Source organism: Microbacterium sp. 01T413_2, from assembly GCF_056398985.1.
The window spans coordinates 15,069-31,008 of the sequence record NZ_JBFTQL010000016.1 but is presented as its reverse complement, the minus strand read 5'-3'; the positions used below and the strand labels follow the sequence as shown (position 1 = coordinate 31,008).

The following is a 15,940-nucleotide window of genomic DNA, read 5'->3' as shown; positions in this document are numbered from 1 at the left end:
CTCGACGCTATGAGAGGCCGCATCAGGGCGGATCGGCCGGCTGCGGGAAACTCCCCCGGACGGATCCGACACGGTGTCCGAATCGGATCCGTCCCGGGCGCCGCGGTTCGGGCGCCGCGGCTCGGAGGTCACTGCACGAGCACGCTCGCGGCGGCGCGGATGCGCTTCAGGAACGGCTCGGCCGGGTCCTCGACGGGGACGTCGCCGCCGCGCAGGATCACCGCGAGCGCGTCGTCGAGCACCATCGACGGATCCTCAGGCATGCACACCGACCGCCACGCGACCTTGCGGTCGGGGCGCACGAGCAGCGCCCCCTCGTCGCCGATCTCGCGCGCACCGTTCCACGCGCCGTCGGCGTCGTCGATCGCGACGACGGTGACCGGCAGGGCGCCGCCGATGAGGTCGATCGCCTCCTGCCACCGGCCCGCGGCGGATTCGGAGGTGAGCAGGGTCAGTCCCACACGCTCGACGAGGTCGTGCGAGGACACCGCGGCGGCGCCCTCCGCGGTGCGGCTCGCCAGCCAGACGTGGGGCAGGTGATGGCCCGGACGCGACGTCGCCTGGAAGTCGGTGGGGTCGGCGGGGTCGCCCGGCACCGGAGTGCCGTCCGGCACCAGAGCGCCCGCCGCGTAGTGGAACCCGGCCTCGACGCCGAGCTGGCTGTAATCGTGCGCGTTGTGCGCGACCTCGGCTTCGACGCGGGCGCGCATCGCCTCCCCCTCGGGGGTCTCGCTCACGAACACCTCGAGGTTGCGGAACCCCTCCGCCTCGTCCTCGCTGAAGCCGAGTGCCGCGGCGATCGGGGGATGCCGGTTCGCGTTCTCGAGCGAGTGCGCGGTGTACCAGGCCACGATCGGCCGACGCTCGGCCTGATAGCTGTCCAGCAGCGCATCGGGGGCCTGGCCGTCCAGCACCGCGGCGAGCTTCCAGCACAGGTTCTGCGCGTCCTGGATCCCGCTGTTCAGGCCCAGGCCGCCCGTCGGCGGGTGCTTGTGGGCCGCGTCGCCCGCGAGGAACACGCGACCGGTGCGGAACCGCTTCGCGACCAGTCCGTTGTACGTCCACCGGGTCATCGAGTGCATTGTGATGGCGTGGTCCTCGGCGAGGCCGAGCATGCGCCGGATGGAGTCGAAGAGCACCTGCTCGTCGCTCGGATCCCCCTCGACCATCCAGCCCGCGACCGAGACCAGCCACTCCTCGGAGTCGCGGTCGTAGTGCGTGGGGCCGAGCGCCTGGATCGTACCGCGCCGGCGCGCGCCGCCCGCCGGGTGCAGGAAATGACCGAGCAGCGCATCCGGCTCCGACCAGGCGGAGAGGTCGAGGCTGACGTGGTAGTTCACGACCTCGCGCATGTCCCGCGGCCCTTCCAGTTCGACGCCGAGCAGAGCCGCGCTGTCGCGTCCGCCGTCGGCGCCGATCACGTAGCGGGCGCGCACCTCGCGGACCTCGCCCGAGACCACGTCGCGGATCTCGACGGTCGCGGACTCCGCGTCCTGCCGGATGCCGACGACCTCCTGCCTCGCTCGGATCCGGCCGGGTGCTGCGGCGACCGCGTGCCGGTGGATGAGGGGATCCAGCCGCAGCTGCGGCATGTTCGCGAACGCCCGCGGGCTCGAGGCACGGTAGCGCTCGGCGTCGGGTCCGCCTCCCCATGCCGGGACCTCGCCGATCTTGAGTCCGTCGAAGCGTCCGGGTCCGGTCGCGGTCGTGTACCAGACCGCCTTGCGCCAGCGGTCGTGTGTGGGCGTTGCGGCGTAGATGTCGTCGGCGACGCCCATGTCGTGGAACGCCTCCATGGTGCGCGGGTTGAGCAGGTGCGCGCGGGGGAAGCGGAACACGAAGTCGCGCCGCTCGACGAGCAGCACGTCGACGCCGCGCTGGGCGAGCAGGATCGCACAGCTCAGGCCGACCGGCCCGCCGCCCATGATGACGACCTCGACGGCCTCGGGCCACTCGTCCTCGCCGCGCGGCGGCAGGGGGGCGCGGGGGCTCTTCACGGATGCGGTCACGGATTCCTCCTCGAATGCGGAATCCCAGGCTAGGGATGGGCCGGAACGCGACGATACGTGCCGAGAACGCGAAAGTCGGCCGCTGATTCCGACACGATGTCGCAACCCGTCACCACCCCCGGACACGACGAAGGAGGACGTGCCGTCCCCCTCGGAGCAGCACGCCCTCTTCCGCCCGCGGGCCGGTTCTCAGCCCGAGATCGTAGGGACGGTCACCCACTGCCAGTAGGTGAACTCGTCCAGGTTCCAGTGACCGCCGTGTCGGCCGCCGTTGCCTGATGCGCCGATCCCGCCCATCGGGATGTGCGCGGCGTCGTAGATCGTCTGCCCGTTGACGGCCACCATGCCGGCCCGCAGCCGCGCCGCGAAGCCGAGCGCGCGGGCGACATCGCGCGTGTGGATCGCCGCCGTGAGGCCGTAGTCGCTCGCATTGGCCAGCGCGAGGGCCTCCTCCTCGGTGCGGAACCGGGTGACGGGCGCGACGGGGCCGAAGATCTCCGACCGGAAGGCCGCATTGTCCTGGTCCACCCCGTCCAGCACGGTCGGCGCGTAGAACAGACCGTCGTGGGCGCCGCCGTGGACGACACGGGCGCCGTCGGCGATCGCCGCCTGGACGATCCCGTGCACCCGCTCGGTCTGCGCGGCGGTGATGAGGGGGCCGAGCGTCGTACCGGGTGCGAGCGGGTCGCCGGGCACCAGGGCCGCCGCGGCCGCCCGCAGGCGCTCCACGTACTCGTCGGCGATGCTCTCATGCACGAGGTGGCGTCCGGTCGCCATGCAGATCTGTCCCTGGTGCCGGAAGGAGCCGGCGACGCCGGCGGCGACCGCCTGATCCAGATCCGCGTCGGCCATCACGAGGAACGCGTTGTTGCCGCCGAGCTCGAGCACCACACGCTTGAGCAGACCCCCGGCGACCTCGCCGACCCTGCGGCCCGCGGCGGAGGAGCCGGTGAAGGAGATCACGTTCGTGTGCGGGGAGCGCACCACGGCCTCCCCCGTCTCGGGCCCGCCGGGGAGTACGTGCAGCACGCCGTCCGGAAGTCCGGCTCGGCGGAACACCTCAGCGATCGCCGCGCCTCCGGAGAACGCCGTCTTGACGTCGGGCTTGAGCAGCACGGCGTTGCCGAGCGCGATCGCCGGCGCGACCGAGCGGATCGCGAGCATGAGCGGAGCGTTCCAGGGCGAGATCACGCCGACGACGCCGACGGGGATCCGCCGCGCCATCCCGATCGTCCCGGGGTCCTCCACCGGCAGCAGGTCGCCCTGCGACATCGTCACCAGCCCCGCTGCAGCGACGAGCTCGTCGATGGCTTTGTCGACCTCATGCCGCGCCTTGCCCGGGAGCGAGCCGCTCTCGCGGATCAGGACATGCTCGACGTCCGTGCGGATCTCGCGCAACGCGGCGGCCGCCCCCATGAGCACCTCGGCTCTGGTGCGGTACGAGGTGCGGCCCCATGTGCTCTGCGCCGCGACGGCGCTCACACCCGCGCGTTCGACGTCGGAGGCGTCTGCGAGTCCGGCCTGCGCCACGACGCCGCCGTCCCCGGGCGACACGATCGGCTGAACGCCGCCCGCCCCCTGACGCCACCCGTCCGAGAAGATCAGCCCGTCGATGTCCTCGATCTCCCATTGCGCCATCGCCGTCTCCGTCCTCCTCGTCGAGTGCTGCCAGGGCGATGCTATTCGACGCCTGCAACTGTCCTCCCCGTCGCGGCGGCGCAAGGCGGGGCGCTCGGCTCAGACACCGTGTCGTGGGGCGCCAGGTCGATGCGCGAGCCCGACGGCCTGCGCGAAGCCACGGGATCTGCTATGCTGATGGATTGCGCGCCTGGCCCGCCGACGTCTCTTCGGCGCCGCGCCATCCGGTCCTGAGATCAATCCTCGAGATGAATCTGGGGCCACCCGTCCGAACGGTCCCTGAGTCTCAGGGTCGCGAATCGCACCGATGCGTTCTCGCGCGTCCGGACAGGATCCGACTTTCCCGGTGGCCGCGCGCCACCGGACAGCACGAAGAAGCATCACCATGAACATCACCTGGAAACAGGCGGACCACGACGTGTACGTGGCGACCACCGACGGCGAGTACGCCGGATTCGTGGCCGTCGACGGCGCCTCGCATGTCCTGCACGACCGCCACAGCCGCCGCCTCGGCAGCTACCCGTCCCTCTCCGCCGCGCGCAGCGCCCTGGAGTCCTTCGGTGCGCCCGCGTCCGCCGCGCCGCACCGCCCGCGCCGTTCCGCCCGGAGCCGCCGCCGTCCTTCTATCGCACGGAGCCGCTGAGCGCGCGAAGCACCCACCTCGAACACGCGAAAGGGGGACGAGCACCGAAGTGCTCGTCCCCCTTCGTCGTGCGGGAACCGGATCCGATCAGGCTGCGCCGGCCGCGATGTCCGGCGTGGTAGGGATCGTGCCGGCGGTGTTCACACCGACCGAGACCTTCTCGCCGCGCGGACCCGTCGTGAAGACGAACTTCCCGTCCTTCGCGTCCACGTGCACGTGGTCGCCGGGGTTGAGCTCGCCGTGCAGGATCTTCTCCGACAGCTGGTCCTCGACCTCGCGCTGCATCGCACGACGAAGCGGGCGGGCGCCGAGCGTCGGATCGAACCCGATCTCGATGAGCTGGTCCTTGGCCGCATCCGTCAGCTCCACCGTCATGTCGCGGTCGAGCAGGCGGTCGCTGAGGCGCTTCGTGAACAGGCCGACGATCTGGCGCAGCTCGTCCTTGTTGAGCTGCGGGAACACGATGACGTCGTCGAGACGGTTCAGGAACTCGGGCTTGAAGTTGCGCTTGAGCTCCTCGTCCACCTTGCCCTTCATCCGCTCGTAGGTCGTCTGCGAGTTGCCCTCGATCTGGAAGCCGACCGGACCACCGGCGATCGCCGACGAACCGAGGTTCGTGGTCATGATGATCACGGTGTTCTTGAAGTCGATGACGCGGCCCTGGCCGTCGGTGAGGCGACCTTCCTCGAGGATCTGCAGCAGCGAGTTGAAGATGTCCGGGTGGGCCTTCTCGATCTCGTCGAACAGCACCACGGAGAACGGCTTGCGGCGCACCTTCTCGGTGAGCTGGCCGCCCTCCTCGAAGCCGACGAACCCGGGAGGGGCACCGAACAGCCGCGAGACGGTGTGCTTCTCGCCGAACTCGCTCATGTCGAGCGAGATCAGCGCACCCTCGTCGTCGAACAGGAACTCGGCGAGCGCCTTGGCGAGCTCGGTCTTTCCGACGCCCGTGGGGCCGGCGAAGATGAACGAGCCCGAGGGGCGCTTCGGGTCCTTCAGACCCGCACGCTGACGGCGGATCGTCTTGGACAGGGCGGCGATCGCCTCCTCCTGGCCGATGACGCGCTGGTGCAGCGCCTTCTCCATGAAGACGAGGCGGCTGGACTCCTCCTCGGTGAGCTTGAACACCGGGATGCCCGTGGCCTGGGCCAGCACCTCGGCGATCAGGCCTTCGTCGACGACCGCGTTGGTCGCGACGTCGCCGCTCCTCCACTGCTTCTCCAGGCGCAGCCGCTCGGCGAGCAGCTCCTTCTCCTGGTCGCGCAGCGAGGCCGCCTTCTCGAAGTCCTGCTCCTCGGAGGCCAGCTCCTTCTCCTCGCGGACCTTGGCGATCTTGTCGTCGAACTCGCGCAGCTCCGGCGGAGAGGACAGGATCGACAGGCGCAGGCGTGCGCCGGCCTCGTCGATCAGGTCGATGGCCTTGTCCGGCAGGAACCGGTCGGCGACGTAGCGGTCGGCGAGGTTCGCGGCGGCCACGAGTGCGCCGTCGGTGATCTGCACCTTGTGGTGCGCCTCGTAGCGGTCGCGCAGACCCTTGAGGATGTTGATCGTGTGGGGCAGGTTCGGCTCCTGCACCTGGATCGGCTGGAACCGGCGCTCGAGCGCCGCATCCTTCTCGAAGTGCTTGCGGTACTCGTCGAGCGTCGTGGCGCCGATCGTCTGCAGCTCACCGCGGGCGAGCAGCGGCTTGAGGATGCTCGCCGCGTCGATCGCGCCCTCGGCGGCGCCCGCACCCACGAGGGTGTGGATCTCGTCGATGAAGACGATGATGTCGCCGCGGGTGCGGATCTCCTTGGTGACCTTCTTCAGGCGCTCCTCGAAGTCTCCGCGGTAGCGGGATCCGGCGATGAGGGATCCGAGGTCGAGCGAGTAGAGCTGCTTGTCCTTCAGCGTCTCGGGGACGTCGCCCTTCACGATCGCCTGGGCGAGGCCCTCGACGACGGCGGTCTTGCCGACGCCGGGCTCGCCGATCAGCACGGGGTTGTTCTTGGAGCGGCGGGAGAGGATCTGCATGACCCGCTCGATCTCCTTCTCGCGCCCGATCACGGGGTCGAGCTTGCCGTCGCGCGCGGCCTGGGTGAGGTTGCGACCGAACTGGTCGAGCACCTGCGATCCGCCCTGCGCCTGCTGCTGGCTGCTGTCGTGCGCGGCGCCGGAGACAGCGGCGGGCTCGCGCCCCGGGGATCCGGAGAGCATCTGGATGACCTGCTGGCGCACCTTGTTCAGGTCGGCGCCGAGCTTGACGAGCACCTGAGCGGCGACGCCCTCGCCCTCGCGGATGAGGCCGAGCAGGATGTGCTCGGTGCCGATGTAGTTGTGGCCGAGCTGCAGCGCCTCACGGAGGCTCAGCTCGAGCACCTTCTTCGCGCGCGGCGTGAAGGGGATGTGGCCGGTGGGCTGCTGCTGCCCCTGGCCGATGATGTCCTGCACCTGCTCGCGCACGGACTCGAGGGAGATGCCGAGCGACTCCAGCGCTTTGGCGGCGGCTCCCTCGCCCTCGTGGATGAGGCCGAGGAGGATGTGCTCGGTGCCGATGTAGTTGTGGTTGAGCATCTTCGCCTCTTCCTGGGCGAGGACGACCACACGACGGGCTCGGTCGGTGAATCTCTCGAACATGTCACTCCTTGTTCGTTGCCCAGTGGGGGCTGCCCGGTGAGGGCGATGGCACAGTTCGTGCCGGATACATCGAGAGTAACCACCGGGCGGGGGCCGTATGCCGTTGTTCGCCGTCGGCTAACGCCCGCGACGGACTGTGACGTGCGCGGATCCGGATCCGCGTCCCGTCGTCGAGGCGCCGCGATCCAGACCCTTCGACCTCGAACGGCGGATCCGGCGGGACTCAGGCGCGGACGGCGAGGCGCTCAGTGACCAACGCCGCCACGACGATCGCGAGCACGAGACCGAGGGCTGCGAGTGCGGACAGCCCCGACACGAGGGGGCCCAGTGCGAGCAGCAGCACGGTCGCGGCGATCCGCGGCAGAGACCAGCTCCGCGCAGCTCTGGCGCGCAGCAGCACCGTGGTGAGCAGGAAGACGGCGAGCCCGAGGACGAGCATCCAGGCGGCGAAGCCCCCGATCGCGCGACCCTCCTCGATCGTGGGCATCGAGAGCTCGACGCCGACGGCGACCAACAGGATCGCAGCGACCAGGACGGGGTGCAGGTAGGTGTAGACGTCGACGGCGATCACGTAGCGGTCCTGCTCCGGCCGCTCCGTGACCGACTCCTCGACCAGGTCGGCGAGGCGGACGAAGTACGCCCACCACAGCGCGGTCGCGAGACCCAGGGCGAGCACGGCGCCCGCGATGATCCCGACCCCCACGGGCTCCTCTGCGGCGTCCGCGCCGATCGCGACGACCGACTCGCCGAGCGCGAGGAGCACGATGAGGCCGTGCCGTTCGGCGAAGTGCGACGCCGACTTCACACGCCAGCTGCGTCCCACCCGCGCCGTGACGTACACCACGAGGAAGTCGTAGGCGACGGCCGCCGCCCACCAGCCGAGACGCGCCCCGTCGCCGACCAGGGCGCCGACCACGAGCAGCACGGCCGCCGGCACGAACGCGGTCGACAGGGTGAACGCCACTTGCTTGCGGAGTGCCCGGTCGCTGCCCGCGATCGTCAGGTAGACGACGCCGTGCACCACGCGGATGAGAAGGTAGGCGATCACGAACACCAGCGGTCCGTCGAGCCCGCCGGGCAGGTCGTGGAAGGCCTCCGGGATGGCGAGTCCCACCACGAACACCAGCATCATGGCGGCGATCATCGCGATCCGGACGATGCCCACGTCGGCGCGGGCCTGATTGCCGAGCCATGCGTACGAGGACCACGACCACCACACCAGTGCGAGCAGCACGAGCGCCTGGCCGAGGCTCTCCAGCGGGTGCTTCCCGTGCGTGATCACGCCGACGCCCTGATGCAGGGCGAACACGAAGACGAGGTCGAAGAACAGCTCGAGCACGGTGACGCGGTCGCCGTCGCGGGAGGTCGCGGCGAGGGGGCGGCGCGGTCGCGGATCAAGCGGCATGCGGGCTCCTGTCGGTCGTGGTCCCTCGACAGCGTAGGGCCCACGGGCCACGGGCGGCTCGGGCTCTCGAGATGACCTTTCACCCCCGGGCGAGGATGACGGATCCGGCGTTGACACGTTTATCGACTGTCGTTATGTTAACGAACATCGATAACAACGTTTCTCGATAAGGAGCTGCCATGCACGCGAAGGACACGACGACCGCCCACGGGCGGCCGCGCCTGGCCGAGGGCTTCGTGCTCGGACTCATCGCGACCGGCGCCGTGAGCGTCGCGATCGCCGCCGTCATCGCGATCGTGCTGCGCGCGGTCGATCTGTTCGGCCTCGCTCCGACGGTCCTGCTCCCGCTGCGCGACGGCGAGGCAGTGAAGGCGCTGGGGCAGGCGCCGGCCGTGCTGCAGTCGAGCTACGCGAGCGTGCACGTCACGATCGAGGGGCTCCCCTTCTTCGCGCGCCTTCTCCTGGTGCTCGAGGGGGCCCTTCCCGCTCTCGCGACGGTGGGCGTCTGCGCCGTGGCGTGGTGGCTCGGGGTCTCCCTGATCCGCTCGCGCCCGTTCCGGCGGTCGATGTCGATCGCGATCGGGATCGCCGCGATCCTCGTGATGGCGGCGGGCGTGCTCGGCCAGGCGGCCGGGGCCTTCGGCCGGTCGATCGCAGTCAGTCACTTGGCCGTGGGCGACCCGCACGTGGATAAGGTGCTGTGGCCGTTCCTGCTCGAGCTCGATCTCGCCCCCGTCGGCTGGGGCTTCGCTCTCGCACTCATCGCGACGGCGTTCCAGTTGGGCGCGCGCCTGCAGAAGGATGCGCAGGGCCTTGTATGACCCCTGCGGCGCAGGACGAGGAGGACACCGGGATCCACTGCCGCCTCGACGAGCTGCTCGCCGCGCGCGGCATGACCCTCACTCAGCTGAGCGAGGCGGTCGGCGTGAGTATCGTGAACCTGTCGGTGCTCAAGAACGACCGGGCTCGGGCGATCCGCTACTCGACCTTGCGCGCGGTGTGCGACGCGCTGGAGTGCGAGGTGGGTGAGTTGTTGGTGCTCGCCCCTCGGGGCTGAGGCGGGAGTTTCACGTCAGGAATGCAGGACGTTTCCAACTCTGAAGGAGAATCTCACCGGATCCATCCTTCAAAGTTGCAAAGGTCCTTTGCGCTGAATCGCGTCAGGCCACGGGCGGAGCCGGCGGCGCGGCGGGGGCAGGCGGTGCGGCGGGCTGAGCCGGGGCGGCCGGCTGCGCGGGCACGGCGCCGTTGACCGGCTCGATCACCACGGCGGTGCCGTACGCGCACATCTCGCTGAAGCTGCCGAGCGAGCCGGAGTCGAAGCGCATCGCGATCACGGCGTTGGCGCCGCGCTGCACGGCTTCGCCCCACATCCGGTTCATCACCTCGTAGCGGCTCTCGTACATGAGCTGCGTGAACTCGGGGATCTCGCCGCCGCCGAGGGCGCGGAAGCCGGCGGTGAAGCCCTGGCCGAAGTTCGTGGAGCGCACGGTGAGGCCCATGACCTCTCCGAGCACCTGGGTCACGCGATAGCCGGGAACGTCGTTCGTCGTCACCATGAACATGCGCTCATCGTCGCACGGAGACCGGATCCGGCGCATCCGTCTTCTCCGTTCCGGCTCCCGCCTCTCCCAGAGTCCACACAGGCGCTCCCGGAGTCTGCACAGGTGCCCGACGGAGGATCGAAGTCCCGCCAGACCACAGTCCCGCACGACAACTGCCCCCGACAGGAACGGATCCGGACGATGACGATGAGCCCGCAGCACGCCGCCCGGCGCCGCACGTATCGACGACGCCGGTGGGTCGTGGGGATCATCGCTGTGATCGTGCTCGCTTTGATCGCGGCGGCCGCGTTCGTCGCCATCACCTACGCCGACGCGAACAACGGGATCCACCGTTCGTCGATCGCCGGCATGACCGGGCCGAAGCAGAACACCGGCGAGACGAACATCCTGATCATGGGACTGGACAGCCGGGTGGATGAGAACGGCAAGCCGTTCCCGCAGGCCATCTACGACCAGATCCACGCGGAGGATGCGTCGGTCGGCGGGTACAACACGAACGTGCTGATGCTGATCCACATCCCCGCAAACGGCGGGAAGGCGGTGGGGATCTCGATCCCCCGCGACGACTACGTGGACTTCCCCGACTCCCCCGGCGGTGTGGACAAGGGCAAGATCAAGGAGGCGTACGGCGATGCCATGGAGGCCTCGATGACGGCCCTCACCAGCAAGGGCGTCTCGGAGGCCGACGCGTATCAGCAGTCGCGCACGGCAGCGCGTCAGAGCACGATCAAGACGGTGTCGGCGTTTCTCGGTGATGTGCGCATCGACCACTTCGTCGAGGTGACGATGGCCGCGTTCTACGAGGTGGCGCAGGCCGTGCAGCCGATCACGGTGTGCCTGAACCACGCGACCGCGGACACATTCTCGGGCGCCGACTTCCCCGCCGGAGTGCAGGAGCTGAACGCCGCGCAGTCGATGGCGTTCGTGCGACAGCGCCGTGACACGACCTCGAGCGACTTCGACATGACGGATCTGGATCGCACCCGGCGTCAGCAGGCGTTCATGGTGTCGTTGGCGGTGAAGCTCAAGCAGGCGTCGACGTTCACCGACTTCGGCAAGCTGCAGAAGCTCATCGACGTGGCGAAGAAGGATGTCGCGCTCGACGATCAGCTGGATCTGCTGTCGTTCGCGCAGCAGGCGCAGAGCCTGGCCGGCGGCAACATCTCTTTCGTCACGCTGCCGATCGATCACTTCGACACGGTCGACGGGCAGAGCGTGAACATCGTCGACGTGGACGCGATCCGCGCGCAGGTGCACGACCTGCTGAACCCGCCGACCGCTGGGGCATCCGCGTCACCGACACCGTCGTCGTCTGCGGGATCGACGTCCGGATCCGGTTCCGGTTCGTCGGGCTCGTCCGCCCCGGCGACGCCGAACCCGGTCTACAGGGACTCGTCGTCTCCGCTGCAGTCCGGGAACGTGCCCTGCGTGAACTGAGCCGGTCCGGTCCTGCCGGGACCCACCCCTGGGCCCCACACGCTCGCGCACTCCGGCACGCCCGACGGAGGACCTTTCGCGGGCTCGATCAGGCGGCGGGGCGGAACCGTTTCGGAGGTGGATCCACGTCACCCCACAAGTAGCGAAGCGGCAACCGGCGGCTCAGAGCAGTCGCGTGCCCATCCGCTCCGTGCAGGACGAAGTCGCTCTTCCCGTCACGGGTGATCGACCAGCCCGCGCGGTGCAGTTCCCCGTGATGGAACCGGCACAACAGGATCATCCCTCGGTCGATATCGGTGCGTCCCGTGGTCGCGGGGCCGTTCGTTGACGTGATGCGCCTCGCAGTACGACATGTCCCGACGGCAGCATCGGACCGGCGTCGCAGGGCGGGATGACGCCGCGCGAGCGCTATGTTTCAGATATGAACACGCGGGGGAAGATCGGAGCGCTCGCGCTCGTCATGTCAGCGCTCATCATGAGCGGTTGCGCGAGCCCACCCGCGACGGACCCGAGCGCGACCACCGACGCGATGGCAGCGCCCACGTCCTCGACGCCGACGGCAACGCCCACTCCGCCGCCCGCACCCGGGCCGGTGACCGCCGACTGGACCATCCGTCCGGACGGACTCGGGCCGATCCGCGTCGGGCAGAACTTCGCCACGGAGACCACCCCATTGCTCGCACAACGTCCGGAGCTGCAGGTGTCGGACGGTTGCGTCGGCTCGTCTGCTCAGGGATGGATCAAGAACGTGGCGAACCTGCAAGACCCCGCGCCTGGCACCGGCGTCACCGGCGTCTCGGCGGCCGGGTTCATGCTCGGCGTCCCGCTCGACGGCGACCCGCGCGGACCGGGAACCGTGGTGCTGATCATCCCCGGCACTGCTTTCCGGACAGCGGAGGGCATCGGCGCCGGGTCCACTTTCGACGAGGTGCGCGCTGCCTATCCCGATGTCGCGCCGACAGAGTTCCCCTACGGCGACGTGCTCACCCTGCGCGGCCCCGGTGACGCCCGGATGCACTTCGTCACCGGCACCGCCCGCGATGGCGTGATCGAACATATCGAGATCAGCACGAAAGACCGCGCCTACCCGGAGTACTGCGGCTGAGCATGGGCAGCACTCCCGTCTAGACCTGCGAACTGCTCCGTCAGCCTCCGCCGGCGGCGCAGCTCGAGCCTGACGTCGCGTGCGCCACACCGCGCGTCGTGGCCCCGCTGAGTTCTGCCCGCATCGAGCAGGAATCGAGAAGCGGCCTGCGGCGCCGGATCCGAGACTCGAAGCATGAACATTCAGCGCATCATCATCGAGACCAGCTCCGACGCCGTGCAGGCGGCCGAGGCCTTCTACCGCGACGCCCTGGGACTGCCGGACCACGTCGGCGTCCGCGCCACCTCCGAGCCGAGCGCCGGGTTCCGCGGCTTCGCTCCATCGCTCATCTTCGTTCAGCCGGGCGATGTCGACGCGGCCGTCGAGCGGGCGCTGGCCGCCGGCGCCAAGGTCATCAAGCCGGTCGCCAAGAGCCTGTGGGGCTACGGCGGCTCGTTCCTCGCGCCTGACGGCACCGCGTGGCAGATCGCGAGCGCGAACAAGACCGCCACCGCGCCCGCCACCGGCGAGGTCGAGCGGCTCGTGCTGCTGCTCGGCGTCGACAGCGTCAAGGCCAGCAAGCGCTTCTACCAGGAGCAGGGCCTGACCGTCGCGAAGAGCTTCCCCTCCTACGTCGAGTTCGACTCGGGCGCCGTCAAGCTCGCCCTCTACAAGCGCGGCTCCCTCGCGAAGCAGGTCGGCATCGACCCGAGCGGCAGCGGATCCCACCGGCTCGCGGTCGTCGCGGACGGGACCTTCACCGACCCCGACGGCTACGCGTGGATGGCTGCGGAGAGCATCGTCAGCGCGGGGTGATCACCGGGAGGAGCCTCCGGGGATCCGGCCCCTCGACACGCTCAGAGACCGGATCCCGGTGAGCCCGGGAGGGCGCGGCGTTTCGACAAGCTCAGGGACCGGGGCCGCGAGCCGGCACTTCGACAGGCTCAGCGACCGAACGTGTCATCGTTCGTCACACCCGGGCTTGGAATACCAGCGGACTCATAGCGTTGAAGACATCCGGCGCCACGGCGTCGACGTCCCGGCGCAACTCGCGCCCATCCTCCCGGCGCACCCCAGCGCACCGACTTGGAGTCTCTGATGAGTACAACCACCCCCGCGGCACGGCGCCCCAAGGCGCCGGACACGCGCGGCCCCGTCCGCAAGCTGCTGACCTCGTTCGGCTTCCAGATCATCGCCGCGCTCGTGCTCGGCATCGCGGCGGGCCTCATCGGCCGCCAGCTCGGTGCGACGCACGACACCCACACCGTGCTGTCCGACACGCTCGACAAGATCGGCGGCTCGTACGTCACGCTGCTGCGCGCGGCCGTGGTTCCGCTCATCTTCACCGCGATCGTCGCGAGCATCTCCAACCTGCGCCGTGTGCAGAACGCCGCGCGCCTGGCCGGCCAGACCCTCCTCTGGTTCGCGATCACCGCGTTCATCGCCGTCTCGATCGGCATCGTGCTCGGCATCACCATCCAGCCCGGCGCGCACGCCGGCACCGACCTGGCCAAGGGCGCCCCGCCCACGGTCGGCACCTGGTGGAACTTCCTCCTCGGCCTGATCCCGCAGAACTTCCTCGGTCTCGCGGTGAACACCGCCACCGGCCCGGCGGAGGGCACGTTCGTCTCCGGCGTGAGCTTCAACATCCTGCAGGTCATCGTCGTCGCGGTGGCGGTCGGAATCGCCGCGCTCAAGGCCGGCCGCAGGGCCGAGCCGTTCCTCGCCTTCACCGAGTCGCTGCTCAAGGTCATCCAGCGCGTGCTGTGGTGGATCATCCGCATCGCCCCGCTCGGCACCTTCGGCCTCATCGGATCCGCCGTCATCAACTACGGCTGGGACAAGCTCACCTCACTCGCCTGGTTCACCGGCGCCATCTACATCGGCCTCGCGCTCGTGCTGTTCGTCGTCTACCCGATCCTGGTGAAGACGCACGGCCTTTCGATCAAGCAGTACTTCTCCGGTGTGTGGCCGGCGGTGCAGCTGGCGTTCGTGAGCCGCAGCTCGATCGGCACGCTCCCCCTCACCGAGCGCGTGACCGAGCGCAACCTGGGTGTGCCCCGCGGCTACGCCTCGTTCGCCGTGCCGCTCGGCGCCACCACCAAGATGGACGGCTGCGCCGCGATCTACCCGGCCCTCGCCGCGATCTTCGTCGCCCAGTTCTTCCACATCGACCTGAGCATCACGCAGTACCTGCTGATCGTCATCGTCTCGGTGGTCGGATCCGCGGCGACCGCGGGCACCACCGGCGCCATCGTCATGCTGACGCTCACGCTGTCGACTCTGGGCCTGCCGCTCGAGGGCGTCGGCCTGCTGCTCGCGATCGACCCGATCCTCGACATGGGCCGCACTGCGGTCAACGTGGCCGGCCAGGCCCTGGTCCCGACGATCGTCGCCAAGCGCGAGGGCATCCTCGACCTGGACCTCTACAACGCTCCGCGGGGCGGCCTGCCGTTCGCCGAGGACGTCGATGACGAGGCGCCCGAGTCGGTCGAGTCCGCCGCCGACGAGGCCGCGGTCGGATCCGCGCGCTGACCTCATCGCATACGAGGCCTTCGGAACCTTCGGGATCCGGGGGCCTCGTCGCGTACGGCCGGCGCTACTGCTCGCGAGAGACCACCTTCAGCACGCGACCCGTCCTCTGAGAGGCTGGGCCTCAGGCTGGATCTGGCTTCCCACGGCGATGAGCCTCGCGGCGACGCAGCTCCGCGCTCTCCGCGCGCTCCGCCTCGAGCTCGTCGCGAAGCCCCTCGTTCTCGTCCTCCAGCGCGAGCACACGCCCGATCCCCGCGATGTTCATGCCCTCGTCCCGCAGGAGCGCGACCCGCTGCAGCCGCGCGACGTCGTCGTCGCTGTACCGGCGGGTTCCACCTTCGCTGCGCGCCGGGGTCAGCAGGCCCTTCTGCTCCAGCAGGCGCAGACTCGCCGCGTTCATGTCCGCCAGCTGCGCAGCTACGGCGATGCCGTACACCGGCGTCGCCGAATCGCGTCCTGCCATGCGTGCACTCCTCGTACTTGCAACTTTCCTGACTTTGATCTATAAAAAATCTACACCACGAGATGCAGATCCTGCATCGACACCACGCCCGAACGGGCCATTGGAAAGGAGTAAGACATGACCCTCAGTTTCGATCCTCTCAGCCAGCTCGATCGCTTCGCCGCAAGCGTGTTCGACTCCCCGCGTGCGCCTCGGCGCATGCCCGTGGACCTCTACCGCGACGGCGACCGATACGTGCTGCACGCCGACCTGCCGGGCATCGACCCTGGCTCGATCGACGTCGACGTGGACGGCGGCCAGCTCTCCATCCGCGCCGAGCGGAGCATGGGCTCGCAGGACGGCGTCCGCTGGTTCGCCCGCGAGCGCGAGTCCGGATCGTTCCTGCGCCAGTTCGCCCTCGGCGACGGCGTCGACATCGACCGCATCAGCGCGTCCTACGACAGCGGAGTGCTCTCGATCATCATCCCGGTGAGCGAGCGCGCCAAGCCGCGTCGGATCGCGGTGGACTCGCCCGAGCGCCGCGAGCAGATCGACGCCTGAGCCAG

At 69.6% G+C, this 15,940-nt stretch carries 14 protein-coding genes; 8 read left to right on the top strand and 6 right to left on the bottom strand.

All coding sequences use genetic code 11. The features are described from left to right. Positions 1-128: 128 nt before the first annotated feature. Together AC1DMN_RS10085 and AC1DMN_RS10080 are read right to left on the bottom strand one after the other, a co-directional pair. Complete coding sequence (locus tag AC1DMN_RS10085; RefSeq protein WP_477231136.1) at positions 129-2,009, bottom strand: FAD-dependent oxidoreductase; 1,881 nt, start codon at positions 2,007-2,009, stop codon at positions 129-131. Positions 2,010-2,198: 189 nt separating this feature from the next. Next, on the bottom strand, positions 2,199-3,647 hold the full coding sequence (locus AC1DMN_RS10080) for an aldehyde dehydrogenase family protein (protein WP_477231135.1): 1,449 nt from the start codon (positions 3,645-3,647) through the stop codon (positions 2,199-2,201). 385 nt (positions 3,648-4,032) lie between these two features. Between AC1DMN_RS10080 and AC1DMN_RS10075 the strand changes: the two genes are divergently transcribed. Continuing rightward, positions 4,033-4,290 (top strand): hypothetical protein, encoded by a 258-nt coding sequence (locus tag AC1DMN_RS10075; RefSeq protein WP_440734141.1) that lies wholly within the window; start codon positions 4,033-4,035, stop codon positions 4,288-4,290. Between the two features lie 87 nt (positions 4,291-4,377). On the opposite strand, the gene AC1DMN_RS10070 is transcribed toward AC1DMN_RS10075, so the two are convergent. Together AC1DMN_RS10070 and AC1DMN_RS10065 are read right to left on the bottom strand one after the other, a co-directional pair. Beyond that, entirely contained in the window at positions 4,378-6,906 is a 2,529-nt protein-coding gene (locus AC1DMN_RS10070; protein WP_477231134.1) for an ATP-dependent Clp protease ATP-binding subunit, read from the bottom strand. Between the two features lie 223 nt (positions 6,907-7,129). Next, complete coding sequence (locus tag AC1DMN_RS10065; RefSeq protein WP_477231133.1) at positions 7,130-8,311, bottom strand: low temperature requirement protein A; 1,182 nt, start codon at positions 8,309-8,311, stop codon at positions 7,130-7,132. Between the two features lie 179 nt (positions 8,312-8,490). Between AC1DMN_RS10065 and AC1DMN_RS10060 the strand changes: the two genes are divergently transcribed. Then, positions 8,491-9,132, top strand: a complete 642-nt coding sequence (locus AC1DMN_RS10060) for a hypothetical protein (protein WP_477231132.1) — start codon at positions 8,491-8,493, stop codon at positions 9,130-9,132. Beyond that, entirely contained in the window at positions 9,129-9,368 is a 240-nt protein-coding gene (locus AC1DMN_RS10055; RefSeq protein WP_441976825.1) for a helix-turn-helix domain-containing protein, read from the top strand. The genes AC1DMN_RS10060 and AC1DMN_RS10055 overlap by 4 nt, the downstream gene beginning before the upstream one ends. Before the next feature lie 103 nt (positions 9,369-9,471). Here the strand turns inward: AC1DMN_RS10055 and AC1DMN_RS10050 are convergent, their stop codons facing one another. Next, entirely contained in the window at positions 9,472-9,876 is a 405-nt protein-coding gene (locus AC1DMN_RS10050; protein WP_441976826.1) for a YbjQ family protein, read from the bottom strand. Positions 9,877-10,056: 180 nt separating this feature from the next. On the opposite strand from AC1DMN_RS10050, the gene AC1DMN_RS10045 reads away from it, so the two are divergent. The 4 genes from AC1DMN_RS10045 to AC1DMN_RS10030 all read left to right on the top strand — a co-directional run bounded on the left by AC1DMN_RS10045 (position 10,057) and on the right by AC1DMN_RS10030 (position 14,932). After that, the gene (locus AC1DMN_RS10045; protein WP_477231131.1) at positions 10,057-11,313 is read left to right on the top strand and encodes an LCP family protein; all 1,257 of its coding nucleotides are present in this window, start codon (positions 10,057-10,059) and stop codon (positions 11,311-11,313) included. Positions 11,314-11,734: 421 nt separating this feature from the next. Then, entirely contained in the window at positions 11,735-12,418 is a 684-nt protein-coding gene (locus AC1DMN_RS10040; RefSeq protein ID WP_477231130.1) for a hypothetical protein, read from the top strand. A gap of 174 nt (positions 12,419-12,592) precedes the next feature. Beyond that, entirely contained in the window at positions 12,593-13,213 is a 621-nt protein-coding gene (locus tag AC1DMN_RS10035; RefSeq protein ID WP_477231129.1) for a VOC family protein, read from the top strand. 282 nt (positions 13,214-13,495) lie between these two features. Continuing rightward, positions 13,496-14,932 carry a dicarboxylate/amino acid:cation symporter gene (locus AC1DMN_RS10030; RefSeq protein WP_477231128.1) on the top strand — a complete coding sequence of 479 codons (1,437 nt, stop codon included), beginning with the start codon at positions 13,496-13,498 and terminating at the stop codon, positions 14,930-14,932. A 121-nt stretch (positions 14,933-15,053) separates the two neighbouring features. Here the strand turns inward: AC1DMN_RS10030 and AC1DMN_RS10025 are convergent, their stop codons facing one another. Further along, entirely contained in the window at positions 15,054-15,395 is a 342-nt protein-coding gene (locus AC1DMN_RS10025; RefSeq protein ID WP_441976831.1) for a MerR family transcriptional regulator, read from the bottom strand. A 117-nt stretch (positions 15,396-15,512) separates the two neighbouring features. Between AC1DMN_RS10025 and AC1DMN_RS10020 the strand changes: the two genes are divergently transcribed. Beyond that, positions 15,513-15,935, top strand: coding sequence for an Hsp20/alpha crystallin family protein (locus AC1DMN_RS10020; protein WP_440734160.1), 423 nt, complete (start codon positions 15,513-15,515; stop codon positions 15,933-15,935). Positions 15,936-15,940: the final 5 nt, after the last annotated feature.

Excerpts from the sequence above, each read along its gene's own strand:
- AC1DMN_RS10080 (WP_477231135.1), bottom strand. The coding sequence starts at position 3,647 with ATGGCGCAATGGGAGATCGAGGACATCGACGGGCTGATCTTCTCGGAC.
- AC1DMN_RS10075 (WP_440734141.1), top strand. The coding sequence starts at position 4,033 with ATGAACATCACCTGGAAACAGGCGGACCACGACGTGTACGTGGCGACC.
- AC1DMN_RS10070 (WP_477231134.1), bottom strand. The coding sequence starts at position 6,906 with ATGTTCGAGAGATTCACCGACCGAGCCCGTCGTGTGGTCGTCCTCGCC.
- AC1DMN_RS10065 (WP_477231133.1), bottom strand. The coding sequence starts at position 8,311 with ATGCCGCTTGATCCGCGACCGCGCCGCCCCCTCGCCGCGACCTCCCGC.
- AC1DMN_RS10060 (WP_477231132.1), top strand. The coding sequence starts at position 8,491 with ATGCACGCGAAGGACACGACGACCGCCCACGGGCGGCCGCGCCTGGCC.
- AC1DMN_RS10055 (WP_441976825.1), top strand. The coding sequence starts at position 9,129 with ATGACCCCTGCGGCGCAGGACGAGGAGGACACCGGGATCCACTGCCGC.
- AC1DMN_RS10050 (WP_441976826.1), bottom strand. The coding sequence starts at position 9,876 with ATGTTCATGGTGACGACGAACGACGTTCCCGGCTATCGCGTGACCCAG.
- AC1DMN_RS10045 (WP_477231131.1), top strand. The coding sequence starts at position 10,057 with ATGACGATGAGCCCGCAGCACGCCGCCCGGCGCCGCACGTATCGACGA.
- AC1DMN_RS10040 (WP_477231130.1), top strand. The coding sequence starts at position 11,735 with ATGAACACGCGGGGGAAGATCGGAGCGCTCGCGCTCGTCATGTCAGCG.
- AC1DMN_RS10035 (WP_477231129.1), top strand. The coding sequence starts at position 12,593 with ATGAACATTCAGCGCATCATCATCGAGACCAGCTCCGACGCCGTGCAG.
- AC1DMN_RS10030 (WP_477231128.1), top strand. The coding sequence starts at position 13,496 with ATGAGTACAACCACCCCCGCGGCACGGCGCCCCAAGGCGCCGGACACG.
- AC1DMN_RS10025 (WP_441976831.1), bottom strand. The coding sequence starts at position 15,395 with ATGGCAGGACGCGATTCGGCGACGCCGGTGTACGGCATCGCCGTAGCT.
- AC1DMN_RS10020 (WP_440734160.1), top strand. The coding sequence starts at position 15,513 with ATGACCCTCAGTTTCGATCCTCTCAGCCAGCTCGATCGCTTCGCCGCA.